This is a genomic window from Neorhizobium alkalisoli (assembly GCF_002968635.1).
GTDB classification, from domain to species: domain Bacteria; phylum Pseudomonadota; class Alphaproteobacteria; order Rhizobiales; family Rhizobiaceae; genus Neorhizobium; species Neorhizobium alkalisoli.
Genome location: NZ_PVBN01000002.1, coordinates 186968 through 205967, shown reverse-complemented (window position 1 = coordinate 205967; position 19000 = coordinate 186968). Strand labels below are relative to the sequence as shown.

Annotated in this window: 15 protein-coding genes; 8 read left to right on the top strand and 7 right to left on the bottom strand. The window is 60.3% G+C overall.

Translation table 11 applies throughout. From position 1 onward, the window contains the following. Positions 1–8: 8 nt before the first annotated feature. On the top strand, positions 9–821 hold the full coding sequence (locus C5L13_RS05450) for a DUF72 domain-containing protein (RefSeq protein WP_105382257.1): 813 nt from the start codon (positions 9–11) through the stop codon (positions 819–821). Here the strand turns inward: C5L13_RS05450 and C5L13_RS05445 are convergent. Further along, positions 818–2299, bottom strand: coding sequence for an NAD(P)H-hydrate dehydratase (locus tag C5L13_RS05445; protein WP_105382622.1), 1482 nt, complete (start codon positions 2297–2299; stop codon positions 818–820). The genes C5L13_RS05450 and C5L13_RS05445 overlap by 4 nt on opposite strands. Between C5L13_RS05445 and C5L13_RS28655 the strand changes: the two genes are divergently transcribed. The 4 genes from C5L13_RS28655 (at position 2279) to hspQ (ending at position 5086) form a co-directional block, all read left to right on the top strand. Next, positions 2279–2635, top strand: a complete 357-nt coding sequence (locus C5L13_RS28655; RefSeq protein WP_158693389.1) for a hypothetical protein — start codon at positions 2279–2281, stop codon at positions 2633–2635. The two genes, C5L13_RS05445 and C5L13_RS28655, sit on opposite strands and share 21 nt — an antisense overlap. 6 nt (positions 2636–2641) lie before the next feature. Continuing rightward, entirely contained in the window at positions 2642–2980 is a 339-nt protein-coding gene (locus tag C5L13_RS05440) for a P-II family nitrogen regulator (RefSeq protein WP_003515720.1), read from the top strand. A gap of 58 nt (positions 2981–3038) precedes the next feature. Continuing rightward, positions 3039–4448, top strand: a complete 1410-nt coding sequence (gene glnA / locus C5L13_RS05435) for a type I glutamate--ammonia ligase (RefSeq protein WP_105382256.1) — start codon at positions 3039–3041, stop codon at positions 4446–4448. A 308-nt stretch (positions 4449–4756) separates the two neighbouring features. After that, positions 4757–5086 carry a heat shock protein HspQ gene (hspQ, locus tag C5L13_RS05430; protein ID WP_105382255.1) on the top strand — a complete coding sequence of 110 codons (330 nt, stop codon included), beginning with the start codon at positions 4757–4759 and terminating at the stop codon, positions 5084–5086. Between the two features lie 117 nt (positions 5087–5203). Here hspQ and C5L13_RS05425 read toward each other — a convergent pair whose 3' ends face one another. Next, positions 5204–5857, bottom strand: coding sequence for an invasion associated locus B family protein (locus C5L13_RS05425; protein WP_105382254.1), 654 nt, complete (start codon positions 5855–5857; stop codon positions 5204–5206). Between the two features lie 279 nt (positions 5858–6136). Between C5L13_RS05425 and C5L13_RS05420 the strand changes: the two genes are divergently transcribed. Both C5L13_RS05420 and C5L13_RS05415 read left to right on the top strand, forming a co-directional pair. Continuing rightward, on the top strand, positions 6137–7951 hold the full coding sequence (locus C5L13_RS05420; RefSeq protein ID WP_105382253.1) for an extracellular solute-binding protein: 1815 nt from the start codon (positions 6137–6139) through the stop codon (positions 7949–7951). 34 nt (positions 7952–7985) lie between these two features. After that, positions 7986–8657 carry a DsbA family oxidoreductase gene (locus C5L13_RS05415; protein ID WP_105382252.1) on the top strand — a complete coding sequence of 224 codons (672 nt, stop codon included), beginning with the start codon at positions 7986–7988 and terminating at the stop codon, positions 8655–8657. A gap of 83 nt (positions 8658–8740) precedes the next feature. Here C5L13_RS05415 and mfd read toward each other — a convergent pair whose 3' ends face one another. Further along, positions 8741–12247, bottom strand: a complete 3507-nt coding sequence (gene mfd, locus C5L13_RS05410) for a transcription-repair coupling factor (protein ID WP_105382251.1) — start codon at positions 12245–12247, stop codon at positions 8741–8743. After that, a complete protein-coding gene (locus C5L13_RS05405; protein WP_105382250.1) occupies positions 12244–12573 on the bottom strand; it encodes an FAD assembly factor SdhE in 330 nt (109 codons plus the stop codon). Before C5L13_RS05405 ends, mfd begins: the two co-directional genes overlap by 4 nt. A 90-nt stretch (positions 12574–12663) precedes the next feature. Here C5L13_RS05405 and recG point away from each other — a divergent pair, with 90 nt between their 5' ends. Then, positions 12664–14772 carry an ATP-dependent DNA helicase RecG gene (gene recG / locus C5L13_RS05400; protein ID WP_105382249.1) on the top strand — a complete coding sequence of 703 codons (2109 nt, stop codon included), beginning with the start codon at positions 12664–12666 and terminating at the stop codon, positions 14770–14772. On the opposite strand, the gene C5L13_RS05395 is transcribed toward recG, so the two are convergent. The 3 genes from C5L13_RS05395 to glmU form a co-directional block, all read right to left on the bottom strand. Beyond that, the gene (locus tag C5L13_RS05395) at positions 14773–15468 is read right to left on the bottom strand and encodes a DUF502 domain-containing protein (RefSeq protein WP_105382248.1); all 696 of its coding nucleotides are present in this window, start codon (positions 15466–15468) and stop codon (positions 14773–14775) included. A 92-nt stretch (positions 15469–15560) separates the two neighbouring features. Beyond that, positions 15561–17387 carry a glutamine--fructose-6-phosphate transaminase (isomerizing) gene (gene glmS, locus C5L13_RS05390; protein WP_105382247.1) on the bottom strand — a complete coding sequence of 609 codons (1827 nt, stop codon included), beginning with the start codon at positions 17385–17387 and terminating at the stop codon, positions 15561–15563. Positions 17388–17511: 124 nt separating this feature from the next. Beyond that, positions 17512–18873, bottom strand: coding sequence for a bifunctional UDP-N-acetylglucosamine diphosphorylase/glucosamine-1-phosphate N-acetyltransferase GlmU (gene glmU / locus C5L13_RS05385; RefSeq protein WP_105382246.1), 1362 nt, complete (start codon positions 18871–18873; stop codon positions 17512–17514). Positions 18874–19000: the final 127 nt, after the last annotated feature.

Below are 19000 nucleotides of genomic sequence, written 5' to 3'. Positions count from 1 at the left end.
GGGAACTCATGAAAAAAGCCGGCATCATCCGGACGGGCATCGGCGGCTGGACCTTCGAGCCGTGGGAGGGAACGTTCTATCCCGAAAAATTGGCGAAGAAGAAGCAACTCGAGTTCGCGGCCAGCAAGCTGAAGGTCATCGAGGTCAATGGAACCTATTATGGCTCGCAAAAGCCGGAGACCTTTGCCAAATGGGCCTCCGAAGTGCCCGAGGGTTTCATTTTTTCATTGAAGGCCAGCCGTTTCACCACCAACCGCAAGGTCTTGGCGGAAGCTGGAGAGTCGATCGAGAGGTTCCTGTCGCAAGGCCTGACGGAGCTCGGGAGCCACCTTGGGCCGCTGCTCTGGCAGTTCGCGCCGACCAAGAAATTCGAGCCCGACGACTTTGAAGCGTTCCTGAAACTGCTTCCCAACACCTTGGACGGGCTGAAACTCACGCATGCGGTCGAAGTTCGACACGACAGCTTCAAAGTACCCGAATTCGTTGCCTTGCTTGCCAAATACAATATCGCGCCGGTTTGCGCCGATCATTTCGACTATCCGATGATCGCCGACGTCACCGCCGATTTCGTCTATACCCGTCTGCAAAAGGGTTCGGACGATATCAAGACCTGTTATGCCGAGAAGGATATGAAGGCGTGGGCGCGCAGACTGGAAACTTGGGCGGAAGGCGGCGTGCCGGACGACCTGCCTTTGATCGATGAAAGCCACAAGCCGAAGAAGGAGCCGCGCGACGTCTTCGCCTTCTTCATCCATGAAGGCAAAGTCAACGCTCCCTACGGGGCAATGGCAATGAGCGAACTTCTGGAAAACAAAAACTAGCCGGTCAGCGCGACCCCCGCGTGAGCGGCTAGATCCTCCGCCGTCACGCCCCTGCCCGCACGCTTTCCCGCCTCGCCATGCAGGTAGACGCCGGCGGCCGCTGCTTCGAAAGCGGGCATGCCTTGCGCCAGGAGCGCGCCGATCATGCCGGCCAGCACGTCGCCGGAACCGGCTGTCGCCAGCCATGGCGGTCCGTTGGCGTTGATGTAAGCTTCTCCCTCCGGACTGGCGATGACGGTGTCGGCCCCCTTGTAGACCACGACGGCGCGCGCCCGCGCCGCCGCCTGCACTGCCCTCTCCACTTTGCCGAGATGGACATCCGCAGCTAGGTCGGGAAACAGTCGGGAGAATTCGCCCTCGTGCGGTGTCAGCACTAGGCGGGTCTCGCCCTCAGCAAACGCGTCGAAGAGTTTCGAGGGCTGCTCCCTGAAGGATGTGATGCCGTCGGCATCCAGCACCAGCGGCCGATCCTTGAGCGTCAGGACGAATTGACGAGTTTTCTCGCCGACGCCGAAACCGGGGCCGAGCACGAAGGCAGAGAGCTTTGCCGAACCCATCCAGCTCTGGAGATCGCTCAGTTCGTCGACCTGACGCAGCATGACGGCGGTGAGCGACGAGGCATTGACCGGCAAGGCATCGGCGGGTGACGAAACGGTTACCAGTCCCGCGCCGGCTTTCAGACCCGCCGTGGCCGCAAGCCGGGCGGCCCCTGTCCTCGCCCCCTCGCCGGAAAAAACAACCAGATGCCCGCGCCGGTATTTGTGCGTCCCCGCTTCCGGCGCCGGAACCAGATCACGCCAGAGAGGCGGGCTATTTTCACGGATCTTGCCAGCAACGGAACGGATGATCCGAGCCGGAATGCCTATGTCGAAAACTTCGATGTCTCCGCAGAGTGACCGCCCCGGCAACAGCAGATGTCCCGGCTTGCGGGTCATGAAGGTGACGGTATGTCGGGCCGTGAAAGACGCGCCGAGCGGCACGCCGCGGCGGCCGCAGAGACCGGAGGGCAGATCGACCGCCAGAACAGGGACTTTCGCCTCGTCCACCTTGGCGATCACCAGCGCCACGGCTTCCGGCACGTCCCGCCTCAAGCCGGCGCCGAAAAGGGCATCGACTACGACATCACCTTGCTCGGGTTGATAGCATTCGAGCGGCTTGGACGATCTTTCCCAGAGGTCGCGTGCGCGCCGCGCATCCCCTTGCAGTCCCTCCGGCTCACCGAGATGGAAGACATCGACGGACGCGCCCGCCTCAGCCAGCGCGCGTGCAGCGACATAACCGTCGCCGCCATTGTTGCCTGGGCCGCAGAGGACGACGAAGCGTAATGCTGAGGAGAAATTCCGCAAGGCGGACGCCGCAACGGCTCGCCCTGCCCGTTCCATCAGGTCGAACGAGAGTATCCCGGACCGAGCAGCGGCGGTGTCGGCTGCGGTCATTTCGTTCGGTGTCAGAAGCAAATGATCGATGGAAAGGCCCATGCTGCTATTGAACGCAAAGATGGTCAAAAAACAAGCGGAGATGCAATCCTCGACCAGCACAAAAAATATGCATTTGCCTTTATATTAATCATAACCCTGCTTGTATTCGCATTTCCTCACGTTTCGAGAAAATGCCGAAAAACGTCCATTCTGGCACCGCAACGCACAAAAATCGGAAAAAGTGGAAGCATTTTCGCCACGGAACACGCCGTTCTGCGGGGATTTCGCTCAAAAACGCATTATTTTTTTGAAAGTCCCTTCCGAGTTTGGCACGATAACTGCATTGGCATGGCCGAGCGGGTAAAAGCCTGCTTCAAGGGAGAAGCGGAGAGATAGTTTCTCATGAAAAAGATCGAAGCGATCATTAAACCTTTTAAGCTGGATGAAGTGAAGGAAGCCCTTCAGGAGGTCGGCTTGCAGGGAATCACCGTCACCGAAGCAAAGGGTTTCGGCCGTCAGAAGGGCCATACGGAGCTCTATCGCGGTGCGGAATACGTCGTCGACTTTCTGCCGAAGGTTAAGGTGGAGGTTGTCCTGGCTGACGAAAACGCGGAAGCGGTCATAGAAGCGATTCGTAACGCCGCACAGACTGGACGGATCGGGGATGGCAAGATATTCGTCTCCAATGTGGAGGAGGTCATCCGCATCCGCACTGGTGAAACGGGCGTAGACGCCATCTAATCCGCCCCGCGGCCGCCGGCCCCGGGCTTCATCGTCATCTTACATCGAGGAAGGTCATATGACGAGCGCAAGCGAAATCATGAAACAAATCAAGGAAAACGACGTCAAGTTCGTAGACCTGCGCTTTACCGACCCGCGGGGCAAACTGCAGCACGTCACCATGGACATTGCATCGGTCGACGAGGACATGTTCGCCGACGGCGTCATGTTCGACGGTTCCTCGATCGGCGGCTGGAAGGCCATCAACGAGTCCGACATGGTGCTCATGCCCGACCCCGCCACGGTGCATATGGACCCTTTCTTTGCGCAGTCGACGATGGTCATCTTCTGCGACATCCTCGATCCGATTTCCGGCGAGGCCTATAACCGCGACCCGCGCGGAACTGCCAAAAAGGCAGAAGCCTATCTGAAGGCGTCCGGTATCGGCGACACCATCTTCGTCGGCCCGGAACCGGAATTCTTCGTCTTCGACGACGTCAAATACAAGGCAGACCCCTATAATACCGGCTTCAAGCTGGATTCGTCGGAACTGCCTTCCAACGACGACACCGATTACGAAACCGGCAACCTCGGGCACCGGCCGCGCGTCAAGGGCGGCTATTTCCCGGTACCGCCGGTCGACAGCCTGCAGGACATGCGCTCGGAAATGCTGACGGTGCTGACCGAAATGGGCGTGGTCGTCGAAAAGCATCACCACGAAGTCGCCTCCGCTCAGCACGAACTCGGCGTGAAGTTCGACACGCTGGTGCGCAACGCCGACAAGATCCAGATCTACAAATACGTCGTGCATCAGGTCGCCAATGCCTATGGCAAGACCGCGACCTTCATGCCCAAGCCGGTCTTCGGCGACAATGGTTCGGGCATGCACGTACACCAGTCGATCTGGAAGGACGGCAAGCCGACCTTCGCCGGCGACGAATATGCCGGCCTTTCCGAAAGCTGCCTCTTCTACATCGGCGGCATCATCAAGCATGCCAAGGCGATCAACGCCTTCACCAACCCGACGACGAACTCCTACAAGCGTCTCGTCCCGGGTTATGAAGCGCCGGTGCTGCTCGCCTACTCAGCGCGTAACCGCTCCGCTTCGTGCCGTATTCCGTTCGGAACCGGGCCGAAGTCGAAGCGCGTCGAAGTCCGGTTCCCGGATCCGCTGGCAAACCCCTATCTCGGTTTCGCCGCCATGCTGATGGCCGGCCTCGACGGCATCAAGAACAAGATCCATCCTGGCAAGGCCATGGACAAGGACCTTTACGACCTGCCGCCGAAGGAGCTCAAGAAGATCCCAACGGTTTGCGGCTCGCTGCGCGAAGCGCTCGAAAACCTCGATCGCGACCGCAAGTTCCTGACCGCCGGCGGCGTCTTCGACGACGACCAGATCGACGCCTATATCGAGCTGAAGATGACGGAAGTCATGCGCTTCGAAATGACCCCGCATCCGGTCGAATTCGACATGTACTACTCGGCCTGATCCGGCGCTTCTGCAATCGGCATTTCCGAACGGCGGGCTCAGGCCCGCCGTTACCTTTTACGGGCGCCCCTTCACGAGATGCCGCCGGTTTCCAATCTCGCGGCCGTGTTCTTCTCGATGAGACTTTCGAGTATTGTCATGCCGTCGCGATCGTTCTTATCCTCCATGACGTAATCTCGGCAACGACAGAACCAAGCAGACAGATACCTGCCTAAGTCTATCCATGGAACGATGGTGGGCGGTGCGCATTACTCTCTTGATGTCAGGGAATTCTATTCCCACATTAGGATGCGAAAGGACATCGCACCATGAAACAACGTAACGCTAAGTTTACAATCGGAGAGGTGGTCCGCCACAAGGTCTTTCCGTTTCGGGGCGTCGTGTTCGATGTGGATCCGGAATACGCCAATTCCGAAGAATGGTGGAATGCCATTCCGGTCGAAATCCGGCCCAACAAGGACCAGCCCTTCTACCATCTCCTCGCGGAGAACGACGAGACGGAATATGTCGCTTATGTTTCGGAACAAAACCTGGAACATGACGAGAGCGATGCCCCCTTACGCAATCCTCAGGTCTACCAGATCTTCGATCGCGGTCCGTCAGGCCAGCTGAAGCCCAAGGTCATTCTGGCTCACTGATCGGCATCGTAAATCGCAAAAAGGCGTCGGCATCAGCCGGCGCCTTTCTTGTCAGGACCACCTAACAGAAAAGCCCGGCGAAGGTCGGGCTTTTCCTCAAATGAAACGTGAGAACGGTTACTGGCCCTGCTTGGCAGCGTTCTGTGCGTCTTCCAGTTTCTTGCGGGTTTCTTCCGCCTTCTTCTGCAGGCCTTCTTCCAGGCTGCGCTGGCTCTGGGCGATCTGCTCCTGCGGCATGGCCGGGCCGTCGAATACACCGGTGAAGCCCGACAGCGGTACCTTGATCGGGTTCGGTGCGCGGCGGAAGTTGATCGAGGTGAAAACGACGTCGTTGCCCTTCTTGAGGCTGGCGATCATCGCGTCCGTCAAGGGCACCTCCGCGGTGCATTTGTCCGGCAGGCAGACGACATAATCCAGTTTCTGGCCCTTGCCGCCATCGATCTGCATGATAATGCCCGGCGGCACGAGGCGCGCGGTCGGCACCGAAACCTGCAGGATCTTGCGGTTTACCTTGCCCTCGACGGTGATCAGGCCGACAGCCGTGACCAACTGCCCGTTCTGGGCGGCGATAATGTTCTGCACGACGCAGATGTCGCTGTCATCCTGCTTGCTGCAAGTCTTGAACCAGCCGAGCGGCGGCGCACCCGGAGCGGCAGCGGCAGGTGCCGCGGCATCCTGTGCAAGGGCTGCAGCCGGCAGCACACTTGCGCCAACCGAGAGAGCGAGAACGGACATTGCCGTCCGCAGAACTTGGGTTGCCTTAAGCATCATAACGAGATCCGTCTCCTGAAATCCGTGGGTACGGCAAGACGCCGTTCTATTCCCTCGGGGTGTCCTACTGCCCGTCACCTGTCGGCGAAATGAGGCATTTGAATGACCCGCCCGTCCGGCAAACCTGTTACATCGCGGCGGCCACGATATCCAGCCCCCTCTTTCGTATTTTTTCACAAGGCGTTAACGCGGCCGTTCACTCTTTCGCGCGCAGGGCCGGGTTGGTCCCCATATGGGTATGCGTTATCTTGCCTTCGAATCAGCGAGGACGTCTTCACCATGAGTTCGATGCGACGCTTTGTTCCCCTCATCGCAGCCGTTCTGATGGGCGTGCCCGCGGCGGCCCAGCCCCTGCATGGGATCGCAATGCATGGCGCCCCGGCCCTGCCGCAAGACTATAAGCACTTCTCCTATGTCAATCCAGACGTGAAAAAGGGCGGCAGGGTGGCCTATGGGGTGGTCGGTACCTTCGACAGCCTCAATCCGTTTGTGCTCAAGAGCATGCGCACCACCGCGCGCGGGCTCTGGGACACCATTTTCGGGCACCTCCTCTACGAACCCCTGATGACCCGTTCCAGCGACGAACCGTTCACGCTTTATGGGCTGCTCGCCGAGAGTGTCGAATGGGATGAGGACCGTACTTTCATACAGTTCAACCTCAATCCGAAGGCAAGGTGGTCGGACGGCCAGCCGGTGACCCCGGAGGACGTGATCTTCACGTTCGAAATCCTGCGTGAGAAGGGCCGCATTCCCTTTTCCAATCGGCTCGCGCCCGTGGAAAAGATGGAAAAGGTGGGCGAACGCGGCGTGCGTTTCACCTTCAACGACAAGGTCGACCGCGAATTTCCGCTCATCCTCGCTACCTCGACCCCGATACTGCCGAAACACGTCATAAACCCTGCGACATTCGACCAGTCGACTTTGAAGCCGCCAGTCGGATCCGGACCCTACCTCGTCAAATCCGTGTCGCCCGGCGAACGCATCGTTTATGAGCGAAATCCGGATTACTGGGGCAAGGACATTCCCTCGAAGATCGGCTTCGACAACTACGATCAGATCTCGATCGAATATTTCCTCCAGGAAAACACCCTCTTCGAAGCCTTCAAGAAGGGCGTCATCGACGTCTATCTGGAAGGCAGCCCAACGCACTGGAGTCGCGCTTATGATTTTCCCGCCGTGCAGAAAGGCGACGTCATAAAGGATGCCTTCAAGCCGCAGCTTCCGACAGGCATGCTCGGCTTCGTGTTCAACATCCGCCGCCCGGTCTTTGCCGACGTCAACGTGCGTGCAGGTCTATCTCTGGCCCTCGATTTCGAATGGGCCAACAAGAACCTCTTCGAAGGCGCTTATACCCGTACGGAAAGCTACTGGCAGGATTCGCCGCTCTCTTCACTCGGCAAACCGGCAGATGAACGCGAGCTCGCCATCCTCGGACCGGTCAAGGACAAGATCCAACCTGCGGTTCTCGACGGCACCTATCGTCTGCCAAAAACAGACGGCTCCGGGGCCGATCGAAAGGTGATGAGGGAGGCAGTCGATCTCCTGAAAAAAGGCGGGTACACGATCAAGAACGGCAAAATGTCCGACGCCAAGGGAAAACCGCTCGTCTTCGAGGTGATGACGCAGACCCCGGACCAGGAAAAGCTTGCTATCGCCTATCAGCGTACGCTGAAGATGATCGGCGTCGATATGTCGATTCGCACCGTCGACGACGCTCAATATCAGGCCCGTTCCGGCAGCTTCGACTACGACATGATCGTCAAGTCCTATCCCTCGACGCTTTCACCCGGCATCGAGCAGGTAGGCCGCTGGGGATCCTCTTCCCGCGATCGGCAGGGCAGCTTCAATTTCGCTGGCGTCGCCGACCCTGATGTCGACAAGCTGATCGAGTCCATCCTGTCTGCCCGCAGCAAGGAGGATTTCGAGGCGGCAGTACGTGCCTATGATCGGCTGCTGATTTCCGGCCATTATCTGGTGCCGCTCTATCACATACCCGAACAGTGGCTGGCGCGCCGCAGCTACATCAGCTATCCGGAGAAGTTGCCGCTTTATGGCTACCAGCTCAACACCTGGTGGGACAAACGGGCGCAATAGCCGAACCAAGCCGGCCCAGGAAAGGAAGCCCGTAATGGAGCGCGTGACCATAGACATCGTTTCGGACGTCGTTTGCCCCTGGTGCTATCTGGGAAAAGCGCGACTGGAACTCGCCATCGCCGAAGTGCAGGACGAGATCGGGGTAGACATCAACTGGCGCCCATACCGGCTCAATCCGGACCATCCGCCGGAAGGCGTCGATCACCAGAGCGATCTGGCCCGCAAGCTCGGGGGCGAGGACGCGGTGGATCGTGCCCATGCCATGCTGCAAAAGCTCGGCGAGGATGTGGGCATCCGCTACAATTTCGAGGCAATCAAGATCGGCCCGAATACACTCGACGCGCATCGCCTGCTGCATTGGGCGATGACCGAAGGCCGCGAAGCTCAGGACAAGGTCGCAACCGCTCTCTTCAGGGCAAACTTCGAAGAAGGGCTTAATGTCGGCGATCCCAAGGTGCTGGCAGATATCGCCGAGCAATCCGGCCTTGACCGAAAGGTGATCGAAAACCTTCTGGCAACGGATGCGGACAAGGACACGGTTCTTTCCGAAATCGATTCGGCCCAGAAGATGGGCGTCACCGGCGTGCCCTTTTTCATCATCGACGGACAATATGCAGTGAGTGGAGCGCAAACCCCGGACGTCTTCGTCAATGCTTTGCGGGAGATCGCGAAACTCAAGGCCGAAGCCCGCAAAGGCATGATCTGATTCGCCAGATTCGGCCCTTGCGAACCGAAGCGGCTCGCAAGGGCCGATACCGCGACATCCAAGCGCAATAGTGACCAGCAGAATCAGGCTTTCGCCAGATCCGCGAACTGGGTCATCACCTGGGCCGCGGCCGTCAGCCTTTTTTCCGGCGTGGGAAGCTCCCGCGTCAGGAACACGCTCTGATCCGGCCGGATCTTCGCAAGCGTTCCCTGCTTGGCGATATATCCCACAAGCGCTGCCGGATTCGGGAACTGCTTGTCGCGGAAGGTAACGACCACACCCTTTGGCCCTGCCTCCAGCTTCTCGACATTCGCTTTCCGGCATAGGGACTTGATGTAGACGACCTTCAGAAGGTTCTGTACCTCAGGCGGCATCGGTCCGAACCGGTCAACCATTTCCGCGCCGAAGCCGTCGATCTCCGAAAGTTCGGAGACTTCGCCGAGACGGCGATAGAGCCCCATGCGCAGATGCAGGTCCGGCACATAGGATTCCGGGATCATCACCGTGATGCCGACGGAAATCTGCGGCGACCAGCCGGTATCGACAATCTCGTCGTCGCCCTTCACCTCCGCTACCGCTTCTTCCAGCATCTGCTGGTAGAGCTCAAAACCCACTTCCTTGATGTGGCCGGACTGTTCCTCACCGAGCAGGTTGCCTGCGCCGCGGATATCAAGATCGTGGCTTGCAAGCTGGAACCCGGCGCCAAGGGTGTCGAGCGACTGGAGAACCTTAAGGCGACGTTCCGCCGTCGTCGTGAGCGGCTTGTTGACCGGCAGGGTGAAGAGCGCAAAAGCGCGTACTTTGGAGCGGCCGACGCGGCCGCGAAGCTGGTAGAGCTGCGCCAGTCCGAACATGTCTGCGCGATGCACCACCAGGGTATTGGCGGTCGGAACGTCGAGGCCGGATTCGACGATGGTCGTCGACAGCAGCACGTCATACTTGCCGTCGTAGAAGGCATTCATGATGTCTTCCAGCTCGCCGGCCGGCATCTGTCCGTGGGCTACGGCCACCTTCAGCTCCGGAACGTCCGACTGAAGGAAAGCCTGAATTTCCGGCAAATCGGCCACCCGCGGGCAGACGTAGAAACTCTGGCCGCCACGGTAATGCTCACGCATCAGCGTCTCGCGGATGACGAGCGGGTCGAAGGGCGAGATGAAGGTGCGGACTGCCATGCGATCGACCGGCGGCGTGGTGATGAGCGAGAGCTCCCGCACGCCCGTCATCGCAAGCTGCAGCGTGCGGGGAATAGGCGTCGCCGAGAGCGTCAGAACATGCACGTCGCTCTTCAGCTCCTTCAGTCGCTCCTTGTGCTTGACGCCGAAATGCTGCTCCTCGTCGATGATCAGCAGGCTGAGATTGGCGAACTGGATGCCGGCGCCGAGCAGCGCATGGGTGCCGACGACGATATCGACCTTTCCCTCGGTCAGACCTTTCTTCGTTTCCGCCAGTTCCTTCGCTGCGACGAGCCGAGAGGCCTGGGCAACGGTGATCGGCAGACCGCGAAAACGGTCTCGGAAGGTCTTGTAGTGCTGGCGGGCGAGCAGCGTGGTCGGCACGACGACCGCGACCTGTGCGCCGTTCATCGCCGCAAAAAACGCAGCCCGCAGCGCAACCTCGGTCTTGCCAAATCCGACATCCCCACAAATCAGCCGGTCCATCGGCCGGCCCGCTCCCAGATCGTCCCGTACGGAATCGATCGCATTCGCCTGGTCATCCGTCTCGTCGTAGGGAAAACGTGCGGCGAATTCGTCGTAGAGCCCTTCCGGCGTGGTCAATACAGGGGCACGGCGGGTGATACGCGTCGCGGCGATGCGGATAAGCGCATCCGCCATGTCGAGCAGGCGTTTCTTGAGCTTGGCCTTGCGGGCCTGCCAGGCGCCGCCGCCGAGCTTGTCCAGTTGCGCTTCAGCGGCATCCGAACCATAGCGGGACAGCAGGTCGATATTCTCGACCGGCAGGAAGAGCTTTGCCTGATCTGCATAATGCAGTTCCAGGCAGGCGCGCGGCGCACCGGCGGCTTCAATGGTGACGAGGCCGACAAAGCGACCGATACCGTGTTCGGCATGAACGACCAGCGAGCCTTCGTCGAGGCCTGCCACTTCGGTCAGGAAATCGGCGCCGCGCTTGCGGCGCTTGCCGCGTCGGACCATGCGGTCGCCGAGGATATCCTGCTCGCCGATAACGGCGATCTTATCGGTTTCGAACCCCGCTTCCAGGCTCAGCACTGCCGAGGCCGCTTCACCTTTTTCGAGCGTATCGAGATCCGAGAGTTTCTCGATCTGTTTGATACGCTTCAGGCCACGCTCGTCCAGCACCTGCAGCAGACGATCGAGCGACCCGGCCGACCAGCCTGTGACCAGCACCTTGCTGCCCGCCGCTCGCTTGTCGGCAATATGCTTGACGACCAGATCGAATACGTTGACGCGTTCGTCTCCCTCCTTGTCCTCGGTCTGCGACTTCGCCCAGCGTGGCCCGGCATGCGCATCGAGTGTCACCACCCGGCGACCTTCGGCGTCCATTTCGTTAAAAGGCGTAAGCCGCAGCGCATTGACCGCGTCGAGAGCAGAGGCGAAAGCCTTGCCGTTGAGATAAAGCTCGCCGGGCGAAACCGGTTTATAGGGGGCGGCCTGGGCCGCGGCACCCTTGCCCTGCGTCCCGCTGTCTCGCCGTGCCTCGTAATAGTCGAGGACCAGTTTCGAACGCTCGTTCGCCGCCTCGCGGGCGGTGTGGTCGGTGACGACACGAAAACCCTTGAGGTAATCAAAGGCTGTCTCGAGCCCGTCGTAAAATAGCGGCAGCCAATGCTCCATGCCGGCATAGCGCCGTCCCTCCGAGACCGCCTGATAAAGCGCGTCGTCGCGAGTGGCCGCGCCGAAGAGGGAGAGGTAGTTCTTCCGGAAGCGGCTGATCGTGTCCGGGGTCAGCGTCACCTCGCTCATGGGATTGAGATCGAGGGAACGAGTCTGCCCGGTCGTCCGCTGGCTGGCCGGATCGAATGAGCGGATCGATTCCAGCGTATCGCCGAAGAAATCCAGCCGCACGGGCTCTTCGGTGCCCGGCACGAAGACGTCGAGAATGCCGCCGCGCACCGCAAATTCACCGACTTCGCGGACGGTCGCGACGCGCTCGAAGCCGTTGCGCTCCAGCCGCGCGGCAATGTCGTCCATGCGGATCTGATTGCCGGGTTTGGCCGAGAAGGCGAGGCTCTCGATAATCTCCGACGGAGCGATCTTCTGCAGCATCGCATTGACTGTCACCAGCACAATCGCGGCATGGGGCTTTTTGCGATGCGAGATTAGGCCGGAAAGCGCCGCGAGTCGCCGGGCGGAGATATAGGCACTCGGCGACACCCTGTCATACGGCAGACAGTCCCAGGCAGGCAGTGTCAGCACGGGGATTTCCGGCGCGACGAAGGACAGCATCTGCTCGAGATCCGGCATGCTCTGGCCGTCGGACATGATATAGGTCACCGGCTGGCCCGCCCTTGCCAGTTCGGCCAGCACAAGCGGTTCCATGCCGGGAGGCACATTGCTGATGGTCAGCGGTACCTGCGCGGCCGCTATTTTCTTGGCATCAAATCCTGGGATCATTGCGTCTGCCCGAGCCTGGCTTCGAGGGAAGCTTTGGTGACAGGGTCGAAATCGGGTCTGTAGGCGGCGACCCGCGCAAAAAGCGGCGTCTTCCGGTGCTCCGGCAAGGGCATGGCCCCCGTGATCCAGGCATGCAGGTCATGATCATCCTCGCCCATGATCGTCTCGAATTCGTCGAGCTCCTCGTCCGAAAGCTGGGCGATCTCAGCCTCCGCAAAGCTTCCGAAGACGAGGTCCATTTCGCGGATGCCACGATGCCAGCAGCGATAAAGGATGCGACGGCGGCGCGGGTCCAGATCCGCGCTGGTGCGCGATAGTCCTGTCATATCGGTGTCCTTGTTTCGCGGTTCATATAGGACGGAAATACCGCCTCGTCACCTTGCCAAACGGCCAAAATTCATCGCATTTTGCGCGCCATGCGTCCTGCCGTCCTCGATCCGCTCTTCTCACCGGTCGCCTCGCTTGCGGGCGTGGGGCCGAAGCTTGCAGACCTGATCGCCCGCGTGACCGGCCGAGAGGACGCGGACGACTGCCGTGTCGTCGACCTCCTCTTTCATGCCCCCCATTCGTTGATCGACCGGCGCAATCGGCCGGGAATAGCCCTTGCGCCACAGGGCGCGATCGTGACGATCGAAGGCCGGGTCGACCGACATCAACCGCCGCCGCCGGGCAAACCAAACCTGCCCTATCGCGTCTTTCTGCATGACGACACCGGCGAGCTGGCGCTGACGTTCTTCCGCGCCAAGGGCAATTGGCTCGAAAAATCGCTGCCGATCGACGAGACGGTGATGGTGAGCGGCAAGGTCGACTGGTTCAACGGCCGTCCGTCGATGGTGCATCCGGATTTCATCGTGAAATCCTCCGAAGCGGAGAACTTGCCGCTGATCGAACCCGTCTATCCGCTTACGGGAGGCCTTTCCCCGAAGATCTTGCGTAAAGCGATCGACGGGTCGGTCGCGCGCCTGCCGATCCTACCGGAGTGGGCAGACGTCAACCTAACGCAACGTCAGGGCTTTCCTTCCGTAACGGAAGCCTTCCAGCGGCTGCACGATCCGCGCGACGAGACGGATGTGGATCCGCAATCGCCAGCCCGGCGGCGGCTCGCCTATGACGAATTCCTGGCAGGTCAGGTGTCGCTCGCTCTGGTGCGGCAACGCATCCGCAAGGTGCCCGGGCAACCAGTCCGCGTGAAAGGCGATCTGGCAGCGAGGATCATCACTCACCTGCCTTTCTCGCTCACCCCGAGCCAGAAGAAGGCCGTCGAAGATGTTTTGAAGGACATGGCCGGCGACGATCGCATGCTGAGACTGCTGCAAGGCGACGTCGGTGCCGGCAAGACACTGGTCGCCCTGCTTGCCATGGCGGCCGCCGTCGAAGCGGGCGGCCAGGCGGTTCTGATGGCACCGACCGAAATCCTCGCACGCCAGCATTTCGCAACGATCTCGAAGCTTGCGGGTGCCGCGGGCGTGACGGTGGAAGTGCTGACCGGCCGAACCAAGGGCCGCGAACGCGACCAGATCGTTGAACGCATCGCCTCCGGCGAAGCCCAGATCGTCATCGGTACTCACGCGCTCTTCCAGGATACGATCAACTATCAGAATTTATTGCTGGCCGTGGTGGACGAACAGCATCGATTCGGTGTCCACCAGCGCCTGCGGCTCACGGCCAAAGGTATCTCGCCGCATATGCTGGTGATGACCGCGACGCCTATCCCGCGCACGCTGGTGCTCGCCGCCTTCGGCGACATGGATGTTTCCAAGCTCACCGAAAAGCCCGCGGGACGAAAGCCGATCCAGACCGTCACCATTCCCACCGAACGCATCGCGGAGATCGTCTCCCGCCTTAAAACCGCGATCGCCGAAGGAAAGAAAGGTTACTGGATCTGCCCGCTTGTCGAAGAATCGGATGTTTCCGACCTGATGTCGGCGGAGGAGCGCTATCTGGTGCTGGTGCAGGAACTTGGCCGCTCCAATGTGGGCTTGGTCCACGGACGCATGAGCGGGCCGGAGAAGGATGCGGTCATGACCGCCTTCAAAAGTGGTGAACTGCGTTTGCTGGTCGCGACGACGGTGGTGGAGGTCGGCGTCGACGTTCCTGACGCGACGATCATGGTGATCGAGCATGCCGAGCGTTTCGGGCTTGCCCAGCTCCATCAGCTTCGCGGTCGCGTGGGGCGCGGCGACGAGGCATCGACCTGCATCCTGCTCTACAAGGGTCCTTTGAGCGAGACCGGCCGGGCGCGGCTTTCCATATTGCGCGACAGCGAGGACGGATTTCTGATCGCGGAAGAGGATCTGCGCCTGCGTGGCGAGGGAGAGCTTCTGGGGACCCGGCAATCCGGCACGCCCGGTTTCCGGATCGCAAGCCTGGAGGCGCATGCGGATCTTCTGGAGATCGCCCGCAAGGACGCGGCCTATCTGCTGGAACGAGACCCGGAGCTCACCAGTGAGCGGGGACAGAATATGCGCGTGCTGCTCTACCTCCATCGCCGCGACGAGGCGATCCGCTTCTTAAGGGCCGGATAATCACCCCTGAACGACGGGCGGCGGCAGTACCGCAGTTGGCGCGCCGGCACTCGGCCTGTAGTCCGGCGCGATCAGGCCGCCGGAGATCAGCAGCTTGGCGCCCTCTTCCGGCGTCATATCGAGCATGATGACCTTGCTTCTTGGCACAAACATCAGAAAGCCTGCTGTCGGCACCGGCGTCGGCGGCAGGAAGACGCCGACCATTTCCTCTCCCTCCGCATTGAGCTTTGCTGCGATCTCTCCCTGCGCATCGCCGGAAATGAAGACCAGCGCCCACATGCCGGGACTGGGAAACTCGATCAGTCCGCATTTCTTGAAAGAAGTAGACTGTTCCTTCAGCACGGTCTCCAGGATCTGTTTGACGCTCCTGTAGATGGTGCGGACCAGCGGCATGCGATGCAGGATCGATTCGCCGAAATTGACGATGGAGCGGCCGATCAGGTTTTTGCCGAGAAAGCCGATAATGGTGATCAGCACAACCGCCATCACCAGTCCGGTGCCGGGGATGGTAATGTTGAAATAATATTGCGGATCGTAGCGCTGCGGAATGTAGGGCGTAACCCAGCTATCGGCCCAGTCGATAAAGGTGAAGGTCAGCCATATGGTGATGGCCAGCGGCGCACAGATGATGAGCCCGGTCAGGAAGTTGTTCCGGAGGCGGCCGGCCAGCGATATTCGCTCTGGACTGTCGCTCATTCCGCTTCCCTAATCACCTAAAACACCGCCGCATTCATATGAATGCGACAATGCCGGATGCAATACTGCGATGCAAGGAAAAGCGGCAGGCATCACTCGACGGTGACGGATTTCGCGAGGTTGCGCGGCTGGTCGACGTCGGTCCCCATGAATACTGCCGTGTGATAGGCCAATAACTGGATCGGCAGCGAAAAGATCATCGGCGCGATGATCTCTTCGACATTCGGTAGCGCAATGGTCGCCATGGTCGGCAGCTTCGATGCAGCCGCGCCCTTTTCGTCGGTGATGAAGATGATCTTGCCGCCGCGCGCCGCCACTTCCTGCATGTTGGACACGGTCTTTTCGAAGAAGCGGTCGTGCGGCGCAATGACGATCACCGGCATGTTCTCGTCGATCAACGCGATCGGGCCGTGTTTGAGCTCCCCGGCGGCATAACCTTCGGCGTGGATATAGGAAATTTCCTTGAGCTTCAGCGCGCCCTCCATGGCGAGCGGAAAGCTCGTGCCGCGACCGAGATAAAGCACGTCCTTGAAACGGGCCAGATCGCGCGACAGCACCTCGATCTGCGGCTGGATGTCGTTCAACACCCGGCTCATGATGCGCGGCATCTCGGCAAGGTGCTTGACCATCGCCTTTTCGTCGTCGGCGGTCACCGTGCCCCGGGCACGGCCGGCACCGATCGAAAGCGCGGCCAGCACCGCGAGCTGGCAGGTGAAGGCTTTCGTGGACGCGACGCCGATTTCCGGGCCTGCCAGGATCGGAAAGATGGCGTCCGATTCACGGGCTATCGTCGATTCCTTGACGTTGACGACCGCACCGATCTTCAGGCCCTGGTCCTTGCAGTACCGAAGCGATGCGAGCGTATCGGCCGTCTCGCCGGATTGCGAGATGAAGAGTGCCGCCTGGCTTGGCGACAGGGGCAGTTCGCGGTAGCGGAACTCCGAGGCGACGTCGATCTCGACCGGCAGGCGGGCATAGCGCTCGAACCAGTATTTGCCGACCAGACCGGAGAGATAGGCCGTACCGCAGGCGGAAATGGCGAGGCCGGAGATCTTGCCGAAGTCGATCTCCGTTTCATTCGACTTCACCGTGTAGGAAGCGAAATCGATATAGTGGCTGAGCGCATGGGAAATGATCTCCGGCTGCTCGTAGATCTCCTTCTCCATGAAATGGCGGTGGTTGCCCTTGTCGACCATGAAGGCTGCGGCCTGCGAGATCTGGCTTTGCCGCTTCAGGGGGTTGCCCTTGTAGTCGATGATCTCGACACCCTTGTGGGTCATGATCGCGCAGTCGCCGTCGACAAGATAAGTGATCTCGTTCGTGAAGGGCGATAGCGCGATGGCATCCGAGCCCAGGAACATCTCGCCACGGCCATGGCCGATGGCGAGCGGCGGCCCGAAGCGAGCCGCCATGATCGTGGCCGGGTCGTCCTCGAATATCACCACCAGCGCGTAAGCGCCAGAAACACGGTTCAGCATAGCAAGCATGGCTTCGCGGTGATCGAGCCCCTGACGCGTATACTTCGCCAGAAGATGGGCAACGACTTCGGTATCTGTCTGGCTCCGGAAAACTGCGCCTTCAGCCAGTAGCTCATCCTTCAGCTCGGAAAAATTCTCGATGATGCCGTTGTGGACGACGGCGACGCCGTCGACGAAATGCGGGTGGGCATTGGTCTCGTTCGGCACGCCGTGGGTCGCCCAACGGGTATGGGCAATACCGATCGTGCCGGGCAGAGGCTCCGCATCGAGTTTTTTCTCGAGGTTGAAGAGCTTTCCTTCGGCGCGGCGACGGTCCATTTTGCCGTCATGGATGGTCGCGACGCCTGCGGAATCATAACCGCGATATTCGAGCCGCCGCAGCGCATCGACCAGACGCGCAGCCACCGGTTCTTTCCCGACGATCCCGACAATACCGCACATAAACCACCCTCTTCGTTTCGTTGGAACCTGCGCGAAGTCCTAGCCGATTGCCGGCGCCGCGCAACCGGCTGGCCGGTCACTTTCGATGTCGGAAAGTAATGCTCGGCGGTAAAGGCGCAGTTGTTTATTTCGCTGCTTTTTTAGCGGCCTTGAACGCAAGGGCGCGTTCCCGGATCACTTTGGCACGTTCAGGCTTCACCTCCTGGCGTGCCCGGCCGAAAGCCAACGCATCCGCGGGCACGTTTTCGGTAATGACGCTGCCGGAAGCGACATAGGCGCCGTCGCCGATTGAAACGGGAGCGACGAGGGCCGAATTCGAGCCGATGAAGGCATTGGAGCCGATGCGTGTTTCGTGCTTGTTCACACCATCGTAGTTGCAGGTAATGGTTCCAGCACCGATATTCGAATGGGCGCCGATCACGGCATCGCCGATATAGGTCAGATGATTGACCTTGGCGCCCTCACCGATCTTGCCGTTCTTGACCTCGCAGAAATTGCCGACCTTGGCTCCGGCCGAAAGGTCGGCACCCGGACGCAGGCGTGCGAACGGCCCGACCGTCGCACCGGCGCTGATAGACGCGCCTTCAAGATGCGAGAAGGCATGAATCACGGCGCCGCCCTCCACGGTCACGCCAGGCCCGAAGACGACGTTCGGTTCGATCAGTGCGTCCTGCCCGATCTCGGTATCGTAGGAAAGAAAGACGGTTTCGGGCGCGATCATGGTGACGCCGGAGACCATCAGCTCGTGACGGCGGCGCTCCTGCCAGAGCTTTTCGAGGAAAGCGAGTTCGGCGCGATTGTTGCAGCCGGCGACTTCCGTTTCCGGTGCGTCGACAGCCATGACCCTACCCCCGTCCGCACGGGCGATTTCGACCACGTCGGTGAGATAGTACTCGCCCTTCGCATTGTTATTGCTGATCTTTTCGAGAATCGGCAAGGCCTTGCGGCCGTCGATCGCCATCAACCCGCTATTGCACCAGGTGATTTTCCGCTCCTCTTCCGTGGCGTCCTTCTCCTCGCGGATCGCGATCAGCTCACCATTTTCGACCAGAAGGCGGCCGTAGCCGGTCGGGTTGTCGGTGCGGAAGCCGATGACCACCACATCGGCGCCTTGCGCCAGCTTTTCGCGTGCCGCTGCAAAGGGCGCCGACGTCACGAGCGGGACATCGCCATAGGCAATCAGAACGTCATCGTAGCCGCGGGCAATCGCTTCCTTCGCCGTGAGTACGGCATGGCCCGTACCAAGCCGCTCCGTCTGAAGGAATGTCTCGACGGAAATACCGTCCACTGCGCCGGCCTTGGCGACTGCCTCCGCGTCGCGCCCGACGACCAACGCTGCATCGGAAACGTCGGTCGATGCGATTGCCGCCATCACATGCGCAATCATCGGCCGACCGGCGACCGGATGCAGCACTTTCGACATCGACGATTTCATCCGCGTGCTATCGCCAGCAGCAAGGATGACGGCAAGGCAAGAACGGCTCATCGGGAATCTCCTTCCATGCGATTGCTCCGGCTTTTAGCAGCAAGATTGTGGAAGTGCGACATGTGCCACGGAAAATGGCCGCACCGTTTTCCGATGCGGCCAATCTAGCTGATTTGCGGACTTCTCA

What these genes read in the sequence shown, in the direction of transcription:
- recG (WP_105382249.1), top strand. Translation starts at nt 12,664, where the DNA reads ATGCGTCCTGCCGTCCTCGATCCGCTCTTCTCACCGGTCGCCTCGCTT.
- C5L13_RS28655 (WP_158693389.1), top strand. Translation starts at nt 2,279, where the DNA reads ATGATCGATGGAAAGGCCCATGCTGCTATTGAACGCAAAGATGGTCAA.
- glmS (WP_105382247.1), bottom strand. Translation starts at nt 17,387, where the DNA reads ATGTGCGGTATTGTCGGGATCGTCGGGAAAGAACCGGTGGCTGCGCGT.
- C5L13_RS05395 (WP_105382248.1), bottom strand. Translation starts at nt 15,468, where the DNA reads ATGAGCGACAGTCCAGAGCGAATATCGCTGGCCGGCCGCCTCCGGAAC.
- C5L13_RS05445 (WP_105382622.1), bottom strand. Translation starts at nt 2,299, where the DNA reads ATGGGCCTTTCCATCGATCATTTGCTTCTGACACCGAACGAAATGACC.
- glnA (WP_105382256.1), top strand. Translation starts at nt 3,039, where the DNA reads ATGACGAGCGCAAGCGAAATCATGAAACAAATCAAGGAAAACGACGTC.
- C5L13_RS05415 (WP_105382252.1), top strand. Translation starts at nt 7,986, where the DNA reads ATGGAGCGCGTGACCATAGACATCGTTTCGGACGTCGTTTGCCCCTGG.
- mfd (WP_105382251.1), bottom strand. Translation starts at nt 12,247, where the DNA reads ATGATCCCAGGATTTGATGCCAAGAAAATAGCGGCCGCGCAGGTACCG.
- C5L13_RS05450 (WP_105382257.1), top strand. Translation starts at nt 9, where the DNA reads ATGAAAAAAGCCGGCATCATCCGGACGGGCATCGGCGGCTGGACCTTC.
- glmU (WP_105382246.1), bottom strand. Translation starts at nt 18,873, where the DNA reads ATGAGCCGTTCTTGCCTTGCCGTCATCCTTGCTGCTGGCGATAGCACG.
- C5L13_RS05425 (WP_105382254.1), bottom strand. Translation starts at nt 5,857, where the DNA reads ATGATGCTTAAGGCAACCCAAGTTCTGCGGACGGCAATGTCCGTTCTC.
- hspQ (WP_105382255.1), top strand. Translation starts at nt 4,757, where the DNA reads ATGAAACAACGTAACGCTAAGTTTACAATCGGAGAGGTGGTCCGCCAC.
- C5L13_RS05405 (WP_105382250.1), bottom strand. Translation starts at nt 12,573, where the DNA reads ATGACAGGACTATCGCGCACCAGCGCGGATCTGGACCCGCGCCGCCGT.
- C5L13_RS05440 (WP_003515720.1), top strand. Translation starts at nt 2,642, where the DNA reads ATGAAAAAGATCGAAGCGATCATTAAACCTTTTAAGCTGGATGAAGTG.
- C5L13_RS05420 (WP_105382253.1), top strand. Translation starts at nt 6,137, where the DNA reads ATGAGTTCGATGCGACGCTTTGTTCCCCTCATCGCAGCCGTTCTGATG.